This window comes from Pseudomonas sp. ADAK13 (assembly GCF_012935715.1).
In the GTDB taxonomy this organism is placed as follows: domain Bacteria; phylum Pseudomonadota; class Gammaproteobacteria; order Pseudomonadales; family Pseudomonadaceae; genus Aquipseudomonas.
The window spans coordinates 2,736,945-2,757,760 of the sequence record NZ_CP052860.1; the positions used below are offsets into that span (position 1 = coordinate 2,736,945).

19 protein-coding genes and 1 riboswitch are annotated in these 20,816 nt (G+C 61.0%); of the genes, 7 read left to right on the plus strand and 12 right to left on the minus strand.

From position 1 onward, the window contains the following. Positions 1 to 27: 27 nt before the first annotated feature. Entirely contained in the window at positions 28 to 624 is a 597-nt protein-coding gene (locus HKK54_RS12745; RefSeq protein ID WP_010167625.1) for a YceI family protein, read from the plus strand. Positions 625 to 692: 68 nt separating this feature from the next. Here the strand turns inward: HKK54_RS12745 and HKK54_RS12750 are convergent, their stop codons facing one another. The 5 genes from HKK54_RS12750 to ahcY form a co-directional block, all read right to left on the minus strand. Continuing rightward, complete coding sequence (locus tag HKK54_RS12750) at positions 693 to 2,576, minus strand: DEAD/DEAH box helicase (RefSeq protein ID WP_010167623.1); 1,884 nt, start codon at positions 2,574 to 2,576, stop codon at positions 693 to 695. A gap of 222 nt (positions 2,577 to 2,798) precedes the next feature. After that, the gene (locus HKK54_RS12755) at positions 2,799 to 3,602 is read right to left on the minus strand and encodes a substrate-binding periplasmic protein (protein WP_169386940.1); all 804 of its coding nucleotides are present in this window, start codon (positions 3,600 to 3,602) and stop codon (positions 2,799 to 2,801) included. A 70-nt stretch (positions 3,603 to 3,672) separates the two neighbouring features. Next, positions 3,673 to 4,755, minus strand: a complete 1,083-nt coding sequence (locus HKK54_RS12760) for a hypothetical protein (protein WP_169386941.1) — start codon at positions 4,753 to 4,755, stop codon at positions 3,673 to 3,675. A gap of 75 nt (positions 4,756 to 4,830) precedes the next feature. Next, positions 4,831 to 5,676: a methylenetetrahydrofolate reductase [NAD(P)H] gene (gene metF / locus HKK54_RS12765; protein ID WP_010167618.1), complete on the minus strand. Its 846-nt coding sequence runs from the start codon at positions 5,674 to 5,676 to the stop codon at positions 4,831 to 4,833. 71 nt (positions 5,677 to 5,747) lie between these two features. Further along, positions 5,748 to 7,157 (minus strand): adenosylhomocysteinase, encoded by a 1,410-nt coding sequence (gene ahcY, locus HKK54_RS12770; RefSeq protein WP_010167616.1) that lies wholly within the window; start codon positions 7,155 to 7,157, stop codon positions 5,748 to 5,750. A gap of 21 nt (positions 7,158 to 7,178) precedes the next feature. Further along, positions 7,179 to 7,284: riboswitch (S-adenosyl-L-homocysteine riboswitch) on the minus strand. Between the two features lie 198 nt (positions 7,285 to 7,482). On the opposite strand from ahcY, the gene HKK54_RS12775 reads away from it, so the two are divergent. The 3 genes from HKK54_RS12775 to HKK54_RS12785 all read left to right on the plus strand — a co-directional run bounded on the left by HKK54_RS12775 (position 7,483) and on the right by HKK54_RS12785 (position 10,905). Then, a complete protein-coding gene (locus HKK54_RS12775; RefSeq protein WP_010167614.1) occupies positions 7,483 to 7,887 on the plus strand; it encodes an acyl-CoA thioesterase in 405 nt (134 codons plus the stop codon). A gap of 39 nt (positions 7,888 to 7,926) precedes the next feature. Next, positions 7,927 to 9,954 (plus strand): patatin-like phospholipase family protein, encoded by a 2,028-nt coding sequence (locus tag HKK54_RS12780; protein WP_237151055.1) that lies wholly within the window; start codon positions 7,927 to 7,929, stop codon positions 9,952 to 9,954. Between the two features lie 63 nt (positions 9,955 to 10,017). Then, positions 10,018 to 10,905, plus strand: coding sequence for a formate/nitrite transporter family protein (locus tag HKK54_RS12785; protein ID WP_169386942.1), 888 nt, complete (start codon positions 10,018 to 10,020; stop codon positions 10,903 to 10,905). Here the strand turns inward: HKK54_RS12785 and HKK54_RS12790 are convergent. Together HKK54_RS12790 and HKK54_RS12795 are read right to left on the minus strand one after the other, a co-directional pair. Beyond that, entirely contained in the window at positions 10,899 to 12,164 is a 1,266-nt protein-coding gene (locus HKK54_RS12790) for a cation:proton antiporter (protein WP_010167608.1), read from the minus strand. The genes HKK54_RS12785 and HKK54_RS12790 overlap by 7 nt on opposite strands. A gap of 157 nt (positions 12,165 to 12,321) precedes the next feature. Further along, entirely contained in the window at positions 12,322 to 13,491 is a 1,170-nt protein-coding gene (locus HKK54_RS12795) for an MFS transporter (RefSeq protein WP_169386943.1), read from the minus strand. A 199-nt stretch (positions 13,492 to 13,690) separates the two neighbouring features. Between HKK54_RS12795 and HKK54_RS12800 the strand changes: the two genes are divergently transcribed. Then, positions 13,691 to 14,524: an EamA family transporter gene (locus tag HKK54_RS12800; protein ID WP_010167604.1), complete on the plus strand. Its 834-nt coding sequence runs from the start codon at positions 13,691 to 13,693 to the stop codon at positions 14,522 to 14,524. 31 nt (positions 14,525 to 14,555) lie between these two features. Continuing rightward, positions 14,556 to 14,942 carry an MAPEG family protein gene (locus tag HKK54_RS12805; RefSeq protein ID WP_010167602.1) on the plus strand — a complete coding sequence of 129 codons (387 nt, stop codon included), beginning with the start codon at positions 14,556 to 14,558 and terminating at the stop codon, positions 14,940 to 14,942. Between the two features lie 94 nt (positions 14,943 to 15,036). Here HKK54_RS12805 and mltA read toward each other — a convergent pair whose 3' ends face one another. Further along, positions 15,037 to 16,209, minus strand: coding sequence for a murein transglycosylase A (gene mltA / locus HKK54_RS12810; RefSeq protein ID WP_010167600.1), 1,173 nt, complete (start codon positions 16,207 to 16,209; stop codon positions 15,037 to 15,039). A gap of 128 nt (positions 16,210 to 16,337) precedes the next feature. Between mltA and HKK54_RS12815 the strand changes: the two genes are divergently transcribed. Beyond that, positions 16,338 to 16,787, plus strand: a complete 450-nt coding sequence (locus HKK54_RS12815) for a c-type cytochrome (protein WP_010167598.1) — start codon at positions 16,338 to 16,340, stop codon at positions 16,785 to 16,787. A gap of 6 nt (positions 16,788 to 16,793) precedes the next feature. On the opposite strand, the gene HKK54_RS12820 is transcribed toward HKK54_RS12815, so the two are convergent. The 4 genes from HKK54_RS12820 to metK form a co-directional block, all read right to left on the minus strand. Then, positions 16,794 to 17,189, minus strand: a complete 396-nt coding sequence (locus tag HKK54_RS12820; RefSeq protein ID WP_169386944.1) for a DUF1090 domain-containing protein — start codon at positions 17,187 to 17,189, stop codon at positions 16,794 to 16,796. Positions 17,190 to 17,270: 81 nt separating this feature from the next. Next, positions 17,271 to 18,956 (minus strand): NAD-dependent DNA ligase LigB, encoded by a 1,686-nt coding sequence (gene ligB / locus HKK54_RS12825; RefSeq protein WP_169389277.1) that lies wholly within the window; start codon positions 18,954 to 18,956, stop codon positions 17,271 to 17,273. A 98-nt stretch (positions 18,957 to 19,054) separates the two neighbouring features. Next, complete coding sequence (locus HKK54_RS12830; protein ID WP_010167595.1) at positions 19,055 to 19,396, minus strand: DUF1090 family protein; 342 nt, start codon at positions 19,394 to 19,396, stop codon at positions 19,055 to 19,057. 223 nt (positions 19,397 to 19,619) lie between these two features. Continuing rightward, positions 19,620 to 20,810, minus strand: a complete 1,191-nt coding sequence (gene metK / locus HKK54_RS12835; RefSeq protein WP_010167594.1) for a methionine adenosyltransferase — start codon at positions 20,808 to 20,810, stop codon at positions 19,620 to 19,622. Positions 20,811 to 20,816 lie beyond the last annotated feature (6 nt).

The window sequence follows — 20,816 nt, forward strand, 5'->3', positions numbered from 1 at the left end:
AACCTCGACTCACAAGGAATAGAAAGCATGTTGAAAAAGACTCTCGCCGCTCTGGCCATTGGTTCTGCTCTGCTGACTGCCGGTCAGGCGATGGCAGCTGACTACGTTGTCGACAAGGAAGGCCAGCACGCCTTCGTGGACTTCAAGATCAGCCACTTGGGCTACAGCTTCATCACCGGTACCTTCAAGGACCTGGACGGCAAATTCAGCTTCGACGCTGCCAAGCCTGAAGACAGCAAGATTGAGTTCAACGTCCGTACCGCCAGCGTATTCACCAACCACGCCGAACGTGACAAGCACATCGCCAGCAAAGACTTCCTGGACGTTGGCAAGTTCGCCGATGCCAAGTTCGTTTCCACCAGTGTTAAAACCACCGGTAAAAACGCTGCTGGCCAAGTCACTGCCGACGTCACCGGCGACCTGACCTTCCATGGCGTGACCAAGCCTATCGTGGTCAAGGCCACCTTCCTGGGTGAAGGCAAGGATCCATGGGGCGGCTACCGTGCCGGCTTTGAAGGTACTACTTCCTTCAACCGCCAGGACTTCGGCAAGCAGATGGACCTGGGCCCAGCGTCCAACACGGTTGAGCTGTACGTGACGTTTGAAGGTGTGAAAGCGAAGTAATTTTCGCCAGCCACACAAAAATGCCCCGGATCTCGCGATCCGGGGCATTTTTTATGAAGCGCTGAAAATCAGCGGTTGCGGGTCAGCAACGCCGGCTTTTCACCACGTGGACGGCCTGGCAGTTGATCCAACTGCTCAGGGGTCAGCGTGCGATCGCTTTTCGACTCTTTGTGGATGATCTTCGGTGCCGGGCCGCCGCGCGGGTTTTGCACCGCAGGCTCAGACAAACGAGGTTGATCATCACGGGCCGGGCGACGGTTGCGCGACTCTTCGCGACGGGCCTGGCCGTCACGCGGTGCGCCGTTACGCGGGCCGCTGCGCTTGGCCGGCGGGGTGCCGGTGGTGGCGCCGTTGCTGCTGCGCGGACCGTTCTGACGGCCTTGTGGCTGGCCGCCGGTACGCGGAGCACCTGCGCCTGCACCCTGTGCCGGGGCACCTGGACGGCGACCACGACCCTGGGCCGGCTTGGCCTGGGGCACGTAGTCAACGCGGTTACCGAAGTTGTCCACGTCATCGTCGAGGAACTCGTCCGGCGCACGGTCGGCAGCGGCACGTGGCGGCTGGCTCGGCTGGCGCTGTTCGCGGGCCGGGGTACCTTCACGAGGCTTCTGCTCACGGGCCGGGCGTTCGCCACGGCCATTGGTCGCAGCCTTGTCCTTGCCGCCCTTGTCCTTGCCCTTGTCTTTACGACCGCCACCACCGCCGCCGCCGTTCGGGCCATCGCCCTTCGGACCGCGTGGGTTGTTGCGCGGGTTACGCACGTCCGGACGCTCGCGTACTTCAGGCTTCTCAGCCTCAACGGCGCTCGAGTCGAAGCCCATCAGGTCGCCGTCGGCGATTTTCTGCTTGGTCATGCGCTCGATGCTTTTCAGCAGTTTTTCTTCGTCGGGGGCGACCAGGGAAATGGCCTCGCCTGAACGACCGGCCCGGCCAGTACGGCCGATACGGTGCACGTAGTCTTCGTCGACGTTTGGCAGCTCGAAGTTGACCACGTGTGGCAACTGGTCGATGTCCAGGCCGCGAGCGGCGATATCGGTGGCCACCAGGATGCGCACTTCACCGGCCTTGAAGTCGGCCAGGGCTTTGGTGCGGGCGTTCTGGCTCTTGTTGCCGTGGATCGCGACGGCGGTGAGGCCGTGCTTGTCCAGGTACTCGGCCAGACGGTTGGCGCCGTGCTTGGTGCGGGTGAACACCAGCACCTGTTCCCACGCGCCGGCGGTGATCAGGTGGGCCAGCAGGGAACGCTTGTGAGCGGCGGGCAGGCGGAACACGCGCTGCTCGATACGCTCGACCGTGGTGTTCGGCGGCGTGACTTCGATGCGCTCGGGGTTGTGCAACAACTTGCCCGCCAACGCGGTGATGTCGTTGGAGAACGTGGCCGAGAACAGCAGGTTCTGGCGTTTGGCCGGCAGGCGCGCGAGGACCTTTTTCACGTCATGGACAAAGCCCATGTCGAGCATGCGGTCGGCTTCGTCCAGCACGAGGATTTCCACGTGGGACAAATCGACGCTGCCTTGGCCGCACAGGTCGAGCAAACGACCCGGGCAGGCAACCAGTACGTCGACACCGCGGGACATGGCCTGAACCTGTGGGTTCATGCCGACGCCGCCGAAGATGCAGGCGCTGACGAACTTCAAGTCGCGGGCATACAGCTTGAAGCTGTCATGCACTTGGGCGGCGAGTTCGCGGGTAGGGGTCAGGACCAGTACGCGCGGTTGGCGCGGGCCATGACGCTGGGATTTGTCCGGGTGACCGTTGGGGAACAACCGCTCCAGGATCGGAAGGGCGAAGCCGCCGGTTTTACCAGTACCTGTCTGAGCCGCAACCATCAGGTCGCGACCTTGCAACACGGCGGGAATGGCCCGCTGTTGCACCGGAGTAGGCTCGGTATAGCCCGCTGCCTCGATGGCGCGGACTAAAGCCTCGGAGAGACCGAGGGAAGCAAAGGACATGAGTAATCCTGTTTTAGTTAGGGCTTGGCCCAGAGGGATAGTCTTGCCTGGCGTGAATGGCGTTTAGATGAACGCAATCCCGTCCGGTCCTGCTGGGGCTGGCGGGCACTCAGACGGCTCGCGCGGGCTTGAAAGCTGCGCTGTAGCGGGGTCGGGTGCCTTTTGCAAGACCGAAGCGTCCGGGCGTAAGCCTGGCGGAAAGGCCGGAGTATAACAGAGCAATCACTCTGCGCTGCTTTCCTGCTGCTCAACGGTGTTCGCGGGCAGGGCCAGCGCGCTGGTTTGAGCACTCGTGCCGGCGTATTTGGCGCTCAAGGCCGCGTAGGCCGGCTCTTGCTTGAAGCGTTTGAGTTCGGCGGCAAAGCGTTGCACCAGTAAATCCATGCCGGCACCACGGCGCACGGCCAGGAATTGTGGCTGGCTGCTCACCACTTGGGGCGCCTGGGTGATCTGGTCCTCAAGCCCGAGGGCCTTGAGCACATGCTGGCCGACCCTTCGGTCGGTAATTACCAGGTCGATCCGCCCAAGGGCCAGTTTGCCGAAGTTGGCCTCATGGCTGGCGGCCGGCTCCTGCTTGAACAGGGTGGATTCGCTGAATTCGGCGCCGTAGAGGTAGCCCGGCGAGGTGCCGATGGTCAGGCCACGCAGGTCGTCGAAGGTCTGGAACGGGTGCGGGCGGTCATTGGCGTAGAACAGCACGAACTCGACCCTGGACAGTGGCTCGCTGGGGTACAGCAGCACCGCGTCGCGTTCATGGCTGTGGAAAATATCCAGTGCGCCATCGGCCTGGCCCTGGTCGAGCATCGCCAGGCAGCGTTTCCAGGGCAGAAACTGCCAATCCACATCGATGCCCAGGCGCTGGAACACGATCACCGTGGTCTCGTAGTCGAGCCCGCGCATGGTGCCGTTGTCGTCATACACGTAGGGCGCCCAGGGCTCGGTGACAATACGCAGTTTCTCGCCGTGGGCGCCGAGGCTCAGGCAAGCAAAAAGAACAGCAGTCAACAACCGGAAAGTGACAGGCATGCCCTGAGATTACGACTGTATCGGACTAAAGAGAAGCTCTGGCACAGTGATCTGCGGGCGCTCGCGAGGTTTACTTGCCCGGAGATTTGATCAGGTGTTCGTAGATTGCCTCGCGCCGCTCACCCAGAATCAGCCGTACCAGGGGATTGGCAAACCAGTGTTCCAACAGGTGAGCATCAACCGGTCGCCCCTGGCGCTCTTCCTGGTTTTGCCGGGCCTTGTCCCACCAAACCGGGCCACACGCCTGGTCGAACTCGTTTTCATGTTCATAGCAGCCGTAGAGGATTTCCCGGATGAACTGCTGTTGGTGCTTGGGCAATGCCAGTGTGATCAGCTTGTACATCAAGCGTTGCAGGCGCGGCGGGCGGGGCAGGTGGGCGGAAACCTGGCGCGTGTCGTCCAGGGCTTTGGCGCTGGTGGGGTTCGCCCGATGCTTGGCGATCCACGCCTTGACCTTGGCCCGGAACAACTGCTTGCGGCTCCAGTAGTGATGGATCAGGTCCGGGCATTCACGCACGTTGAGGGTGCGATAGGCGGCAATCGACAGGCAGAACTCTTCCAGGGTGTAGGCGCCCTGGGCATGGGGGAACAGTTCGTCCATCAGTTCAATCGAACGGTCGAGGATGTGCGCGTCCTGCTGCGTGAGGCCCATGACGCCTGAGTTGAGGGTCATCATGTCGTCGTCGGCCACGCCCATGTCCAGCAGGCGCTGATACAAGGCGCTGTACAGGATGCTTTCGTGGTTGTCGCCATACTTGGTGTAGAAGGCGTTGCACAGCAGGGTGCCGGGCTGCACGCGTTCAAACAGCGCCAGGGGCGAATGATGGAAAAACGTGTCGGTGTCGATCAGCAGCGCCACGTCGGATTCTTGCAATACTTGCCGCAGCACCACGTGCTTGGTGCGGAAGTGGTAGCCGTGGGGCTCGCTCCAGCGTTTGCGGGTGGCCTCATCCAGTGGGCGCACCCGTACCGGCAGCAGGCGATAAGGCTCGGGGTTGTCGCTGAAAACCTGGATATCGATGCCTGTATCCGGCGCATCGCGCAGGAACGACAGGGCGCTGGCGATGCTGAATACGGCTTCCTGATGGTAAGTCTCTGCGCCGAACACCAGGTAGACCAGTTGCGGGCGGGACGTCGGGGCGGCTGTATTCATGGACTGCAGAATTCCGTGTACGTTTAGAACGACAAAGGCCCTCATTATGAGGGCCTTTGCATTTCGGAACAGACCTTAGCGTGGCAGCTTGAGGTTGTTCCAGATAGCGAGGCTTGGCTCGGCCTGGTTCAGGGTATAGAAGTGCAGCCCTGGTGCGCCACCTTGCAACAATTGTTCACACATTTCGCTGATGACCTGTTCGCCGAACGCCTGGATGCTCTTGACGTCATCGCCGTAAGCTTCCAGTTGTTTGCGGATCCAGCGTGGGATTTCAGCGCCGCAGGCGTCAGAGAAACGCGCCAGTTTGCTGTAGTTGGTGATCGGCATGATGCCCGGCACCACCGGGATGTTCACGCCCATCGCCTGCACACGTTCAACGAAGTAGAAGTAGCTCTCGGCGTTGAAGAAGTACTGGGTGATCGCACTGTTGGCGCCGGCGTTGGCCTTGCGCACGAAGTTCTGCAGATCGTCTTCGAAATTGCGTGCCTGGGGGTGCATCTCCGGATAAGCGGCCACTTCGATGTGGAAGTGATCGCCGGTTTCTTCACGGATGAAGCTCACCAGGTCATTGGCATAGCGCAGCTCGCCGCTGGCCATGCCCATGCCGGACGGCAGGTCACCGCGCAGGGCGACGATGCGCTTGATGCCGGCTTGCTTGTATTGGGTCAGCAGGCCGCGCAGGTCGGCCTTGCTGTCGCCCACGCAGGACAAATGCGGAGCAGCAGGTACGTTGACTTCGCTTTCCAGCTGCAACACGGTATTGATCGTGCGATCGCGGGTGGAGCCACCGGCACCGTAGGTGCAGGAGAAAAAGTCGGGGTTGTAGCTGGCCAACTGCTTGGCTGTCGCCATCAGTTTTTCATGCCCAGCATCGGTCTTGGTCGGGAAGAACTCGAAGCTGTAGCGACGGTCTTGGGACATGGTCATACCCTTGGGAACTCGAAAGCCTGTAAGGCAAACCCGCCCCGGGAGGGGGCGGGCAGCCAAGCCGATCAGTAGCGGTAAGCGTGCGGCTTGAACGGACCTTCAACGCCCACACCGATGTAGTCGGCCTGGGTCTTGGTCAGTTGAGTCACTACGCCGCCGAAGCCGCGGACCATTTCCAGGGCCACTTCTTCGTCGAGTTTCTTCGGCAGTACTTCCACGGTCAGGCGCTCGGCTTTCTGGGCAGGCGACAGGTCGGCGTATTTCTGGCCGAACAGGAAGATCTGGGCCAGTACCTGGTTGGCGAACGAGCCATCCATGATGCGGCTTGGGTGGCCAGTGGCGTTGCCCAGGTTTACCAGACGGCCTTCGGCCAGCAGGATCAGGTAGTCGTCGTTCTGCGGGTCGAAATCACCAGCACCGGTACGGTGAACCTTGTGTACCTGTGGCTTCACTTCTTCCCATGCCCAGTTCTTGCGCATGAAAGCGGTGTCGATTTCGTTGTCGAAGTGACCGATGTTGCACACCACGGCGCGCTTTTTCAGGGCCTTGAGCATGTTCGAATCGCACACATTCACGTTGCCGGTGGTGGTCACGATCAGGTCGATCTTGCCCAGCAGGGCCTTGTCGATGCTTGCTTCGGTGCCGTCATTGACGCCATCGATGAACGGCGAAACCACTTCGAAACCGTCCATGCAGGCTTGCATGGCGCAGATCGGGTCAACTTCGGAAACCTTGACGATCATGCCTTCCTGACGCAGGGACTGGGACGAACCCTTGCCCACGTCACCGTAGCCGATCACCAGGGCTTGTTTACCCGACAGCAGGTGGTCGGTACCGCGCTTGATCGCATCGTTCAGGCTGTGACGGCAGCCGTACTTGTTGTCGTTCTTGCTCTTGGTCACCGAGTCGTTGACGTTGATGGCCGGGATTTTCAGCTCGCCCTTGGCCAGCATGTCCAGCAGGCGGTGTACGCCGGTGGTGGTTTCTTCGGTCACGCCGTGGACGCGGTCGAGGATCTGCGGGTACTTCTTGTGCAGCAACTCGGTCAGGTCACCGCCGTCGTCGAGGATCATGTTGGCGTCCCATGGCTTGCCATCCTTGAGGATGGTTTGCTCCAGGCACCACTCGTACTCTTCTTCGGTCTCGCCTTTCCAGGCGAACACGGCGATACCGGCAGCAGCGATAGCGGCAGCGGCCTGGTCTTGAGTCGAGAAAATGTTGCAGGACGACCAACGTACTTCGGCACCCAGGGCAACCAGGGTTTCGATCAGCACGGCAGTCTGAATGGTCATGTGGATGCAGCCGAGAATCTTCGCGCCCTTGAGCGGCTGCTCAGCGGCGTACTTGCGACGCAGGCCCATCAGGGCTGGCATTTCGGATTCGGCGATAAAGGTTTCGCGACGGCCCCAGGCAGCGAGGGACATGTCGGCGACTTTGTAGTCGGTAAAACCTGCAGGCGTGATTACAGCGCTCATGAAGAGCCTCCATTCGTAGTGTGCGAATGGGCGCCGTTGTGCGTTTAGTATCCAGCTGGCTAACCAGGCCGGACAACGCCCCATCCGAGCCTGACAGGTCGAGCCTGCTGCAGCGCCCCTCGGACAGGTGGCGGGAGAACGGTATCAATCGAAGATGACCGTTTTGAAGCGGAGGCGATTATAGCCGTCTGCGCCTGACTTCTAAAGCCTTTCTGTCGGCGGCATGAAGATCGCGCATGGGGCTGATAGGCAATGGCTCATAGAGCTTGGCCCCGGCCTCTGCCATGATGTTGTCCATCATTTCGCAACACGCTTTGGAGTGAACATGAACTTCCACACCCGCAAATGGGTAAAACCCGAAGACCTCAACCCCAACGGCACCCTGTTCGGTGGCAGCCTGCTGCGCTGGATCGACGAAGAAGCGGCCATCTACGCAATTGTCCAGTTGGGCAACCAGCGGGTGGTGACCAAGTACATCTCTGAAATCAATTTCGTCAGCGCCTCGCGCCAGGGCGACATCATCGAGCTGGGTATCACCGCCACCGAGTTTGGCCGCACCTCCATCACCCTGACCTGCGAAGTGCGTAACAAAATCACCCGCAAGAGCATCCTGACCGTGGAAAAAATGGTCTTCGTCAACCTGGGTGAAGACGGCTTGCCGGCGCCTCATGGGCGTACCGAGATCAAGTACGTGAAGGACCAGTTCCAGGAAGACGGCATCAGCGAATAATCTCGGCCGGGAGCGGCTTGTTTTACAAGACGCTTCCGGATGGACCTTTCCCAGGCTCTCTCGTCACACAGGACTACAACCTGTAGAGAGAGTCGACATATGGAACTGTTAAATCCTACTCAGCCTTCATTCCCTCAATCATCGTCACCCGTTGCCCGGGATGTTGTTGGAAGTGGTCTGGCAGCGGCGGCCGACACGGTTTTGGCGCCTGTCGTCGAAAGGCGTGGTCCGGCCACCGTCCAGCCTCAAGGTACGAAAACGTCCCTGGTAGACGGTGCTGGCGAACGTACGTTGGCGTTGAGTCGCTATCAGAATGGCGTGGTGGAAGTGACGCTGTCCCCGCCGCCGATCACCCACCTGGTACTCAGTGGCGGCGGTGCCAAGGGCATTGCCTATCCGGGGGTGGTCCAGGCGCTTGAAGATAAAAACGCCTTGAAGGATATCCGCAGTATTTCAGGCTCATCTGCCGGCGGTATTTCGGCAGCCCTGATTGCCAGTGGGATGGGGGCCAAGGACTTCGACACGCTGTCGGACCGCCTTGAATTGCCCAAGCTGCTGAACAGCAAACACGCCATTCCTGCATGGCTGCAGGACGCGAGTTCGAGTGTCGGGAAGGTGGCGGGCAAGGTCAGCAGCCTGGCAGAGGTTTTGTTTAACGTGTTGCCACGCCTTGGCTCCAAGGCCGAACCCCTCGAGGCATTGGTGCGCGACGAGTCGCGAAAAACGGTGCTGGCGCACATTGCCGATTTGCCCAGGGACCAGCGCACACCACAAATCCTGGCGATTGCGGACAAATTAAGTGCGGGCGGCGCGACGACGTTCGGTGATTTGCAGGTGTTGAGCCGGCATATCCCGGCAATCAAAGAGCTCAATATCACGGGTACCGGCTTGTTCGAGGGCCGACCGCAATTGGTGGTGTTCAATGCCAGTCTCACGCCGGACATGGACATCGCGCGCGCCGCGCATATTTCGGGGGCGCCGCCGGTGGTGTTCAAGGCGCCGCAGGAGCAAGGGCATGGGTTTCAGGAAAACGGCGAGAAAACCTTCTTTCAGGATGGCGGCCTGCTGCTCAACACTCCCGCCACTGACTTTTTCCAGCGCACGTTTCCCGCCAGTGCAATCGCCGATACTGAACAACTGATCTTGAAGTTCGACGGTGATGAGCCCGCGGCAGTGCGCGGCAGTCGCCTTGACGGTTTCAAGGACGGGTTTCTCGGGATCCCGAACGCGGCCAATCATGAGCTGATGGCCTCGAAACTTAACGCCATGAAGGATCAGACGGTCGTTATGCCATTGAAGACCGGGATGGGTGACTTCAGCGGCTTTCTCAACGGCACGATCAATTTCACCATGCCGCTGGAGGTCAAGAATCACCTGCAGCAACTCGCACGGGCTGCGGTGAATGCCCATGTGGAAAAACGCTCTGAAGTGCGGGAGCAGTATTTATTCGGCTCGATTGAAGGTGCTGTGTTGGCCATGAGCGATTCCATGCTTGCCAGCGTAAAGGACGCACTTGATCAGGACGAAGCGTCCAGTGACGTGCTGCGTTTTCGAAACGAAGCCCGGCAGGGGCTTGCCATGCTTGATAAGGCTGTCGCGTCGGCCAACACCGGCGATCGGCTGCAAATGACGCCTGAATTGGCGTCGGCGTTGCGCAACCTGGACGCCCTGGCCAGCCGCCCGGAATACGTCGAGTGGCTGGGAGTTCGCCTCAATGATGCGGACAAGCCCAATTTTCAGCAGCTGCTGCAAGCGCCGCATCAGAACGCGTCAAGGGTCCTGGCAAGTGCCATCAGCGAAATGAAAAAGCGCAATATCGCGGTGATCGCCGACAACTTCGCTCGGGAGGTTCTCTATCCCTCGTTGTTTCGCCCGGGCCAGCCGGATTCGAATGTCGCCCTGCTGCGTCGGGTTGAACACAACCTGGGCCGGGCAACGACGCCGGCCCAGGTCAACCAGGCGCTCGATGACATCGTTGAAAACTACGTGGCACGTAATAAACCCTGGTCGCAGCCAGGGCGCTCCACGACAGTGGAAATGGCCAAGGCATGGCGCCTGGCGGTTTAGTGGCTGAACAGTCCTGAACGCCGCGTGTCGTAGCTAAAAGCACACAACGAATTCAGGAACGCCATGGCCACTGAAAAAGACGGCAAGACCCCCAACCTGTCGCAGGAAGAGCAACACGACGTCGACAAGAACCAGCCGCCTCGTGCGGCGGTTCTGCACGAAATCATCCGCACCCAGGGCGACCAGGAACTGGAGCGTACCGTGGCTGCCCTATGGTGGTCGGCGCTGGCCGCCGGCCTGACCATGGGCCTGTCGCTGATGGGCATGGGCTTGCTCAACTCGCGGTTGCCGGACGGTGAAGGGTTCAAGGTGATTGCCAGTTTTGGTTACTGCGCGGGCTTTCTTGCGGTCATCCTCGCGCGCCAGCAGTTGTTTACTGAAAACACCCTGACGGCAGTGTTGCCGGTGATGAGCAAGCCCACCCTGGGCAATGCCGGCCGGCTGCTGCGCTTATGGACGGTGGTGCTGGTGGGCAACCTGTGCGGCACCCTGCTGGTGGCGTACGTGATGCTGCACCTGCCGATCTTCGACACCAAGACCGACCTGGCCTTCCTGGAAATCGGCCGCAAGGTCATGGAGAACGACACCTCCCAGATGTTCGCCAAGGGCATCGTGTCCGGTTGGATGATCGCCACCATGGTCTGGATGATCCCGTCCATGGAAAGCGCCAAGCTCTGGATCATCATCCTGATCACCTACCTGATGGCGCTGGGAGACTTCACCCACATCGTGGTGGGTTCGGCGGAAGTGTCGTATTTGGTGTTTGCCGGCGAACTACCGTGTAAAGACTTTTGGCTGATCTTTGCCGGGCCGACGCTGGCGGGCAATATCATCGGCGGCAGCTTTATCTTTGCGCTGATCAGCCATGCGCAGATTCGCAGCGAAAGCAGTTTGCCGGGGAAAGCCGCTGCGGACCCGAGGCATCCGCAGCAGATCAACAAGGATCAGTGAGTGTCGGGCGTCGCGGCTGGCGCCGGCTCATCCTTGGTCACATGCTTGACCAGCTTGCCGATGCTCAAGCCCTGCAACAGGATCGACGACAGCACCACGATGTAGGTGATGCTCAGGAGCAAGTCACGCTCCGGGCCCAGCGGCAAGGCCAGGGCCAATGCCACGGAAACCCCGCCGCGCAGACCGCCCCACGTGAGGATGCGGATGGTTCCGCGGGGTACTGTGCGCCAGCGTCGCAGCAGCAGGATCGCCGGGGCCACCGTCAGCAGGCGTGACAGCAGGATCGCCACCGCCAGCAAACTGGCGGCCAGCACGTGCAGCCAGTTGAACGGCAACAGCAGAAGCTCCATGCCGATCAGCGCAAACAGCAGCGCGTTGAGCATGTCATCGAGCAGTTCCCAGAAGCCGTCGAGGTAGCGCCGGGTCATGTCGTTCATCGCCAGCTTGCGGCCCAGGTTGCCGATGATCAGGCCCGCGACCACCATCGCGATCGGTGCCGAGACGTGCAGTTCGGTGGCCATCGCCGAGCCGCCGATCACCAGGGCGAGGGTCAGCATCACTTCGATCTGATACTGCTCGATGCTCTTGATCATCAGGTACACGATGTAGCCGATCAGCCCACCGAATACCACGCCGCCAATCGCCTCATGCGCGAACAGCATGGCTGTAGCGCCGACGGTGGGCGTCTCGCCCAACTGCGCGATGCCCAGCAACACGGTGAACACCACCACGGCCGTGCCGTCGTTGAACAGTGATTCGCCGACGATCGTGGTTTTCAGCGGCTTGGACGCGTTGGCGGTCCGTAGCACGCCGAGCACGGCAATCGGGTCGGTGGGGGAAATCAGCGCGCCGAACAGCAGGCAGTACAGGAAGCTCACGTGCCAGCCGAACAGGGCAAAGATGTAGAAGGCCAGGCTGCCGATCACCACCGTGGCGATCAATACGCCGAACGTGGCGAGCAGGCCGATGGGCCAGCGGTAGCTGCGCAAGTCGCTCAGGTTGACGTGCAGGGCGCCGGCGAACAGCAGGAACGAGAGCATCCAGTTCATCAGCAAGTCGCCGAAGTCGATCTGGCCGATCAACTGCTGGATACGCTCTTCAAGGCCGGGGTAGCCGATAAAGCTCAAGCCTTGCAGCAGCAGGGAAAACATCAGCGCCGTCACCATCACACCGATGGTGGGCGGCAGGCCGATGAAGCGGTAGTTCACATACGTGAGCAGGGTGGTCAGGCAAATAAACGCAGCGACAAGTTCAAGCATCCGGGGTCCTTGGACAGAGGGGGGAGTGAAGATCAAATGTGGGAGCTGTCGAGTCCCGGCGAGGCTGCGATGGCATCACCTCGGTGTGCTTGCAAGACCGCAGCGCCGGCATCGCAGCCTCGCTAAAGCTCGACAGCTCCCACACGGAACACATTTATCAGTTGGGTAGGTTGACCGCAGTTGTACTGCGGCGTTGCAGGTAGATGAAGAAAAGTGCCGCCAGTACCGTCAGGCAACCCAGCAGTGCACCGGTCCAGGGCAGGTCCGACAGGTCGGCGCCGCTGGCCACTACCAGCCCGCCGATCCAGGCGCCGGCGGCGTTGCCCAGGTTGAAGGCGCTCTGGTTCAGGGTCGAGCCGAGGTTCGGCGCTTCGTGGGCCTGGTCGATGATCAGCAGTTGCAGGATCGGGCACAACGCGAAGGCGAACACGCCCCACAGCAGTAGGGTAATCGCCGCCGGGATCACCGAATGGCTGGTGTGGGAGAACACCGCCAAAATCAGCACCACCGCCAGGGCCATGCCCACCAGCGAGGGCAGCAGGCGGCTGTCGGCCAGGCGCCCGCCGAGCATGCTGCCCGCGGTGAGGCCGACGCCGAACAGCAGCAACATCAGCGTAATGCCGTGGGGGCTGACGCCGGTGATGTCTTGCAAAATCGGCGCGATGTAGGTGAAAACGCTGAACAGGCTGATGGAGGCCAGGACGCTCATGCTCAAGGCCAGCAGCACGTTGGGTTTGGTCAGTACCCTGAACTCGCTGGCGAGGTTGGCCTTGTCCATCGCAATGTGCTTGGGCAGCCACAGCCATTGGGCCACGGCGGCAATCACGCCGATGACCGACACCGCCCAGAACGTCGAGCGCCAACCGGCGTATTGGCCCAGCGCAGTGCCCAACGGCACGCCGAGCACGTTGGCCAGGGTCAGGCCGGTGAACATCATCGCAATCGCCTGTGCCCGTTTGTTCGGCGCCACCAGGCCGGCGGCCACTACCGAGCCGATGCCGAAGAACGCACCATGGCACAGCGCGGTGACCACGCGGGCAGCCATCAGCGTCGCGTAGTTCGGCGCCAGGGCGCACAGCACATTGCCGAGGATAAACATCACGGTCATGCCCAGCAGCGTGGCCTTGCGTGGCATGTTGGCGGTGCCGATAGCCAGGATCGGTGCGCCGAACACCACGCCCAGGGCGTAGCCGGTGATCAGCAGGCCGGCGTTTGGAATGCTCACGGACAGGTCACGGGCGACGTCGGGCAGCAAGCCCATGATGACAAATTCGGTGGTGCCGATGCCAAAGGCGGCTACGGCCAGTGCAAGCAAGGCGAGCGGCATGCGAGGATCTCCTGTCGGTAATCGTGACGCTCTGATCAGGCATACGCATGCCGGCGCCCGGATCGGGAGGGATCGGGCAGCAACAAACATTTATTGGTATAGGTCTTTGCGCAACTGAGTGCGGCGTGGTCGGCTTTAGTATAAACAGCTGATGACATATGGCGAATCAATTCTATGTTTTCTGACTGGGGAGTCACCGGTGATTGCAACGGCTCTGGTACTGGTAGCGGCGCTGTTGCATGCGACGTGGAACACCTTGATCAAATTCAGCGGCGAGCGCCTGTTGGTGATCGCGTGCATGGACAGCGTAGCGTTGCTGTTTGTCTTGCTGGCGGTGGGGTTCGTGTCGCTGCCGCCGCTGGACATCTGGCCGTGGATCATCGCTTCGGCGCTGTTTGAACTGCTCTACCGCTACCTGCTGATCCAGGCCTATCGCGTGGGTGACCTGGGGTTGGTGTACCCGCTGATGCGCGGGCTGTCGCCCCTGGTGGTGCTCGCGCTGACGCTGGTGTTTGCCGGTGAGGTGCTGAGCACCCAGCAGATCCTCGGCATTCTGCTGATTCCGTTCGGCATGTTGTGCCTGCTGTGGCAGGGCGGCGGCGGTGACCGGTTGCCCTGGTCGATGCTGCCGGTGGTGGCGCTGATTGGCCTGTGCATCGGTTGCTACACCTTCCTCGACGGCCAGGCGTTGCGCCGTTGGTCGCACCCGCTGGATTACCTGGTGTGGCTGACGCTGATCAGCGCCTGGCCGTTTCCGTTACTGGCGATGGTGCGCAAGCGGGCGGCGTTCGGGTTGTTCTGGCGCACGCAGTGGCGGCTGGGGCTGAGCGTCGGGTTATGCGTGTTGTTGAGCTACGCTCTGGTGCTTTGGGCCATGCAACTGGGCTCGATTGCCGAGGCTGCCGCGCTGCGGGAAGTCAGCGTGATTCTGGTGGTGCTGTTCGGCATGCGTTACCTGAAAGAACCTTTCGGCCGCCCGCGGCTCATAGCCTGTGGGTTGGTGCTGATCGGCATGTTCGTGATGAAACTCTAACCGTCGGATAAAACTAAAAAAGGAATGGGTTATGACAGTCGCTTTCTGGTGTGTGTTGATCGCAATCTTTCTGCCGTACCTGTGCACGGGTGTGGCCAAGTTCAGCGGCGGCAAGTTCGGGCCCCGGCAGAACCATGACCCGCGTGCCTTCCTGGATACTCTGGAGGGGTTCGCCAAACGTGCCCACAGTGCACAACTCAACAGCTTTGAAGTGACCCCGGCCTTTGCGGCGGCAGTGATCATTGCCCATTTGGCAGGCGGCGCTTCGCTGGTGACCATCAACGTACTGGCGGTGCTGTTTATCACCAGCCGGTTGCTCTACATCATCTGCTACCTGGCGGACTGGGCGATGCTGCGGTCGGTGGTGTGGGCGCTGGGGATGGCGTTGATTGCGAGTTTCTTCTTCGTCTCGATCTAAAGCCTGGCACTGTTCAAATGTGGGAGCGAGCAAGTCGAATCGTCGCACCGCCGCTCCCACACAAGCCCGCTTCCACATAGGTCAGTGGTGTTATTCAGGTTCCTGTCGGTGCGTCCGGCACTTTCGGCAGCGCCGCACCTTTAGGCCACAGCATCCAGATCTGGCCCTGCTGCTTCATGTTGCCCGCCAGTTCCCCTGCGGCATCACCCGTTCCCCAGAACAGGTCGGCGCGCACTTCTCCGGTAATTGCACCACCGGTGTCCTGCGCGGCTACCGGGCGGGCAATCGGTGCGCCATCCGGTCGCGTAGTCGACAGCCACAACAGGCTGCCCAGCGGAATCACCTTGCGATCCACCGCCACGCTATAACCTGCAGTCAGCGGTACGTTCAGCGAGCCACGCGGGCCTTCGTTGCTGTCGGGGCGGGCGCTGAAGAATACGTAGCTGGGGTTGCTCGCCAGCAATTCAGGAATCCGCTGGGGATGAGCCTTGGCCCAGGCGCTGATGGCGCCCATGGTCACGTCTTCTTTTTTCAACTCGCCTTGCTCCACCAGCCAGCGGCCGATGGGGCGGTACGGGTAGCCGTTCTGATCGCCGTAACCGACACGCAATTGGCGGCCGTCGGCCAGTTGGATACGGCCCGAACCCTGGATCTGCAGGAATTGCAGGTCCATCGGGTTGGTCAGCCAGGCGATCGGCTTGGCGGTAGAGCCTTGCTGGTTGATGGCGCTGGCATCGTCATAAGGCTTGAGCACCCGACCTTCCAGGCGACCGCGCAGGCGCTTGCCCTTGAGTTCCGGGTAGATGCTTTCCAGGTTGACGATGATCAGGTCATCCGGCACGCCGAACACCGGCACATGGGCGGTGGCGGTTTCGGTGAGGCTGCCGGGGTAAACCGGTTCGTAGTAGCCGGTGATCAGGCCGTTGGGGCTGTTGTCTGCCGAACGCAGGCCGTAGACATCGAGGTTGGCCTTGAGGAAATCACGAATCGCCATCGCGGTGGACGGCACGCTGGCCGACGCCGCGCACGTCGTGCCCCACACCGGGTCGGCCTTGAGCCGTTGGCAGGCACTGCGCCAGGATTCGAAGCCGGCCTGCAGGTCGCTGTCTGACACCGCCGGCAGGTTTTCCCAGGTAGCGCCGACGTAGGTCGCGATGGCGTGGGGCTTGGCTTTTTCATCTTTGCCGGTGTCGCAACCGGCCAGCAACGCGATCATTGGCAGAGCCCACGCCAGGCGGCGGCTCCAGGGTTTAAAACGGGTATTCATGAACATGATTCCTGAAGCGATTGCCCGTGCCGGTCGGCGTTCGAGCAACCCTTATTATTAATAGGGGTATTGGTCTTTGCGGGCGGGGCGAGGATACTGGCCGCCGTTTCCCGTGACCTTGAGCCATCATGACTTTTAAAAGACTGACCGTTGTATTGCTGGCCTGCCTGACACTGTCCGCCTGCGGCGGGGTTGATCCGAATTCGCCCCTGGGCCAGCGCAAGGCCATTTTCAAGCAGATGCTCAAGACCGGCGAAGACCTGGGCGGCATGTTGCGTGGGCGCATTCCGTTCGACGGCGCAAAATTTGCCGAAGGCGCGGTCAAGCTCGATACGTTGTCCCATGAACCGTGGAAACATTTCCCGAGCGTGCGTGAAGAAGACCACACCAGCGCCAAGGACGACGTGTGGCAGCAACAGGCACGCTTCCAGGAAATGGCCCGAAACCTTGAAACGGCCACCGGTGAATTGGTGATCGCCAGTCAGGTCCAGCCTTACAAGGCGAGCAATCTCGGGCCTGCGGTGCAGAAAGTCGAAGATGCCTGCACCGCGTGCCACAAACAGTTCCGCGATCACTGAGGCGTCTTACTTGTCCAGTTCGTCCAGGGCGTCCTGCAAGTCCTTGCGTGACTGGGCCAGCTTGTCCTTGCGCTTGTTGATCTTGTCGGAATCACCCTTCTTCATTGCCTTGTCGAGGTCGGCCTGACGGCGGCTGACTTCGTGCTTGGCGTCGAGCACCTTGTTTTCGCGCTCCTTTTTCAAGGAGGCGTCGGTGCAGTTGGCAGTGACTTCACTCAGGGCTTTTTCCAGGCCGGCTTGCTGCTCGCTGTTGCCGTGGGCCTTGGCTTGTTCGATCTGGGTGCTGATGGCCTGGCGCTTGGCGGCACAGCCGGTGAGTGGCGCGGTTTCTTCGGCTGCCAGCAGCGGCGTGGCCATCAGGGTCGCGACGGTCAACAGGGCAAAAGGTGCAAGAAATTTCATAAACGCTCCAAGGGGAACAAGGTCGCAATCAGGTGGGCAGGATGAATTCTGCCGGCACCGGTTAATGCCGCCGGGCAACGGTTAAAAACCATCTATTCCGGCAGCCCGTAATGTTTCACTCAAGGCCAGCACCTGCGGGTCGCGAAAAAAAGCGCTCAGTTGCGCCGCGCGGCCCGGGCCTATGCCGTCTTCTGCCAGCCAGGCTTGAGTGTCTTTGGCGGCCAGGGTTTGCCAGCCGCCTTGTAGATTGTTGCGGGCGGTGGGCGGTACTCCCAGGGCCATCAGCCATTGTGCGAACGGTCGCTGCCGGGCGCTGCGCAAGCTGTCGAGTAAACGCGCACTGCTGCGTTCACCGAATCCATCAATGTTAGCAAGCTCTGCCTCATCCAGGGTTAACCAATCGAGCAGGTCAACGATCAGACCGGCCTGAATCAAGCTGTTCCAGGTTTCGCGGCCGATGTGTGGCAGGGCCAGCCCCTGGGCGCCACTCAGCCAGGTCAACCGCGCGAGCAGTTGTTCTTCACAACCGGGGGCCAGTTGCCAACAACTCAACGGGTGAAAGTCCTTGGCCTGCGGGACCTGCAACTCGACCCGCGGCTGACTGCGCAGGATGACGCGGTCAAGGCGCGGGATAACCTGGCCTGCGAGGCTGATGGAAACCTGGTCGCCAGGGCGGATATCCAGTTCCTGCCAACGTTTCAGTGAGCCAACACTGACCCGGCTGATGTTGCGGTCGTCGAGCAGTACCGGCTCCAACTCCAGGATGGAGGTGATGCGCCCGGTACGGCCAATCTTGAAGTGCACCTTGTGGACATAGGCCAGCGCCTTGACCACCGGGTACTTCCAGGCAACCGCCCAATAGGGCGCGCTGACCCGCCATCGTTCTGCCGGCGCGCGCTGGCTTTGGTGCAGCACCACGCCGTCGCTGGCGAAGGGCAGTGGGTGGCTGTACCAGTAACTGCGCCAGTGCGCGGCTTCAGTGATGTCCTTGATCGGTTGACTGTAGCGCCCGCTGTCGGTGAAGCCCCATTGCGCAAGCTGGTTCAGCGCTTCGGAAAAGTCCCCGGGGCCTTTGGGCCATGCCCACACAAACAGACCGATATTGGCGGCGTCGGCTTCGCTCAACTGCCGGCGGTTCATCAGCCCGGCTACCTTGCTGCGGGCGCCGATGCCGCCTTTGACGGCTTGCACATGATCCGTCAGTCGCCAATAGAGTTCGCCTTGCAACAGCAGGTCTATAGGCTCGGGCAGCTGCTGGACGATTCCGGGGATCCTGCGAGCGGACGCTGACCAGTCCTGGCCCAGTTGGCCATCGCCGCGACTGATGAGCCGGCTCAGTCGGCCCTTTCGATAAACCAGTGTCACGGCGACGCCATCGACCTTGGGCTGAATCCACACGTCCTGACGAGTGCTCAACCAGCTTCGAACGGCGTTATCGTCCAGCAGTTTTTCCAGTCCGGTGTGAGGCGTCGGGTGGGAGATTGTGCCGCGTGCAGTGCCCAGCGGGTTATCCGTGACTGCAGCGCCGGGGGCAAAACAACTGCGCCATTGGGTCAGGCGCTGGCGGGCCTGGTCATAGAGCTCATCGCTGATAAGTGACTGGCCCAGCCGGTGGTAACTGTCATCCCATTGGCGGACCTGCTGCGCCAGGGTGGTGATCTGGGCTTGCGCGTGATCGGTGTCCCAGTCGGGGCACTCCCGTGCCCACGCCATGAGCGGCGAGAAACTGAGTAAAAAGAAAATCAGCAGGCGCATAGGCAACGTCATCATGAGCATCCTTGCTCTGAAAGGGCGCCCAGCCTATGCCATCCCTGAGGGCATAAAAAAGCCCCGCAATCGCGAGGCTGTTTACCCGATGTTTCTGCTTACTTGAACAGACCGCCCAGGGCTTTCACGGTGTCGTTGCTGTCGGCCTTGGCCTGCTGCTTTTGCTGGCCTGCGTCGAGCTTGTCCTGGGACTCGCTGACTTTTTTGCAACCCTTGTTTACTTGATCCAGAGCGGCCTGCATGGCTTTCACTTTCAGGTCCTCGCCATTGGCCTTGGCGGCGTCGACTTTGGCTTGCAGGTCTTTGCTCTGTTTTTCGCAGTCGCCGGAAGACACACCCAGTTGGGACGTCAGGCCGCTGAGTGCGCTCAAGTCGGCGTGCGCCGGCAGGGCAAACAGGCTGAGCAGAAGGGCGGCCGGGGCGAGTGTGGAAATGCGCATGAAAAACCTCAATGTTCGATTGCCTGCGCGCTTATGGTTCCCGGGCAGGCGCAGTGCAATATCCAATAAAAGGTGAGGGCCCGGGAGGGCGCGGATTCTAGTGGGCCATCATTTAGCCTGCAAGCATTGGATCCAAAAAACGTGAACATCGCCCGCAAATCATCCGGCAATAAAAAACCCTGCCGGGAGAACCCGGCAGGGTTTTGGGTGCACCGTAAAGCGATTACAGGCCGGCGGCAGTACGCAGGTCGTTGGCGCGGTCGGTCTTTTCCCAGGTGAACGTGGTGAAGGTGTCGTTGCCGACAGTCTTCTGCTCCGGAGTACGGCCGAAGTGGCCGTAGGCCGCGGTTTCCTGGTACATCGGGTGCAGCAGGTCGAGCATGGTGGTGATTGCGTACGGACGCAGGTCGAAGATTTCACGCACCAGCTTGACGATCTTGTCGTCGCTGATCTTGCCGGTACCGAAGGTGTTCAGCGAGATCGACGTAGGCTGGGCCACACCGATGGCGTAGGACACCTGAATCTCGCAACGCTCGGCCAGGCCGGCCGCCACGATGTTCTTGGCCACATAACGACCGGCGTAGGCCGCGGAACGGTCAACCTTGGATGGATCCTTGCCGGAGAAAGCGCCACCGCCGTGACGGGCCATGCCGCCGTAGCTGTCGACGATGATCTTGCGGCCGGTCAGACCGCAGTCGCCTACCGGGCCACCGATGATGAACTGGCCGGTCGGGTTGATGTGGAACTGGGTGTCTTTGGTCAGCAGTTCGGCAGGCAGCACGTGCTTGACGATCAGCTCCATGACGCCTTCGCGCAGGTCGGCGTAGGAAACGTCCGGATTGTGCTGGGTCGACAGTACCACCGCGTCGATGCCGACCACTTTTCCGCCTTCATAACGGCAGGTCACCTGGGACTTGGCGTCCGGGCGCAGCCATGGCAATGCACCGGATTTACGGGCTTCGGCCTGGCGCTTCACCAGTTGGTGGGAGAAAGTGATCGGTGCTGGCATCAGTACGTCGGTTTCGTTGCTGGCGTAGCCGAACATCAGGCCCTGGTCGCCAGCACCCTGATCTTCAGGCTTGGCACGGTCGACACCCTGGTTGATGTCAGGGGACTGCTTGCCGATGATGTTCATCACGCCGCAGGTCGCACCGTCGAAGCCGACGTCGGAGCTGGTGTAGCCAATGTCGGTGATCACGTCACGAACGATCTGCTCCAGGTCGACCCAGGCAGAGGTGGTGACTTCGCCGGCGATGATCGCCACGCCCGTTTTCACCAGAGTCTCGCACGCCACTCGGGCGAACTTGTCTTCAGCAATGATGGCGTCCAGCACCGCATCAGAAATCTGGTCGGCGATTTTGTCCGGATGCCCTTCAGACACGGACTCGGAGGTGAAAAGGGAGTATTCGCTCATCTCGAT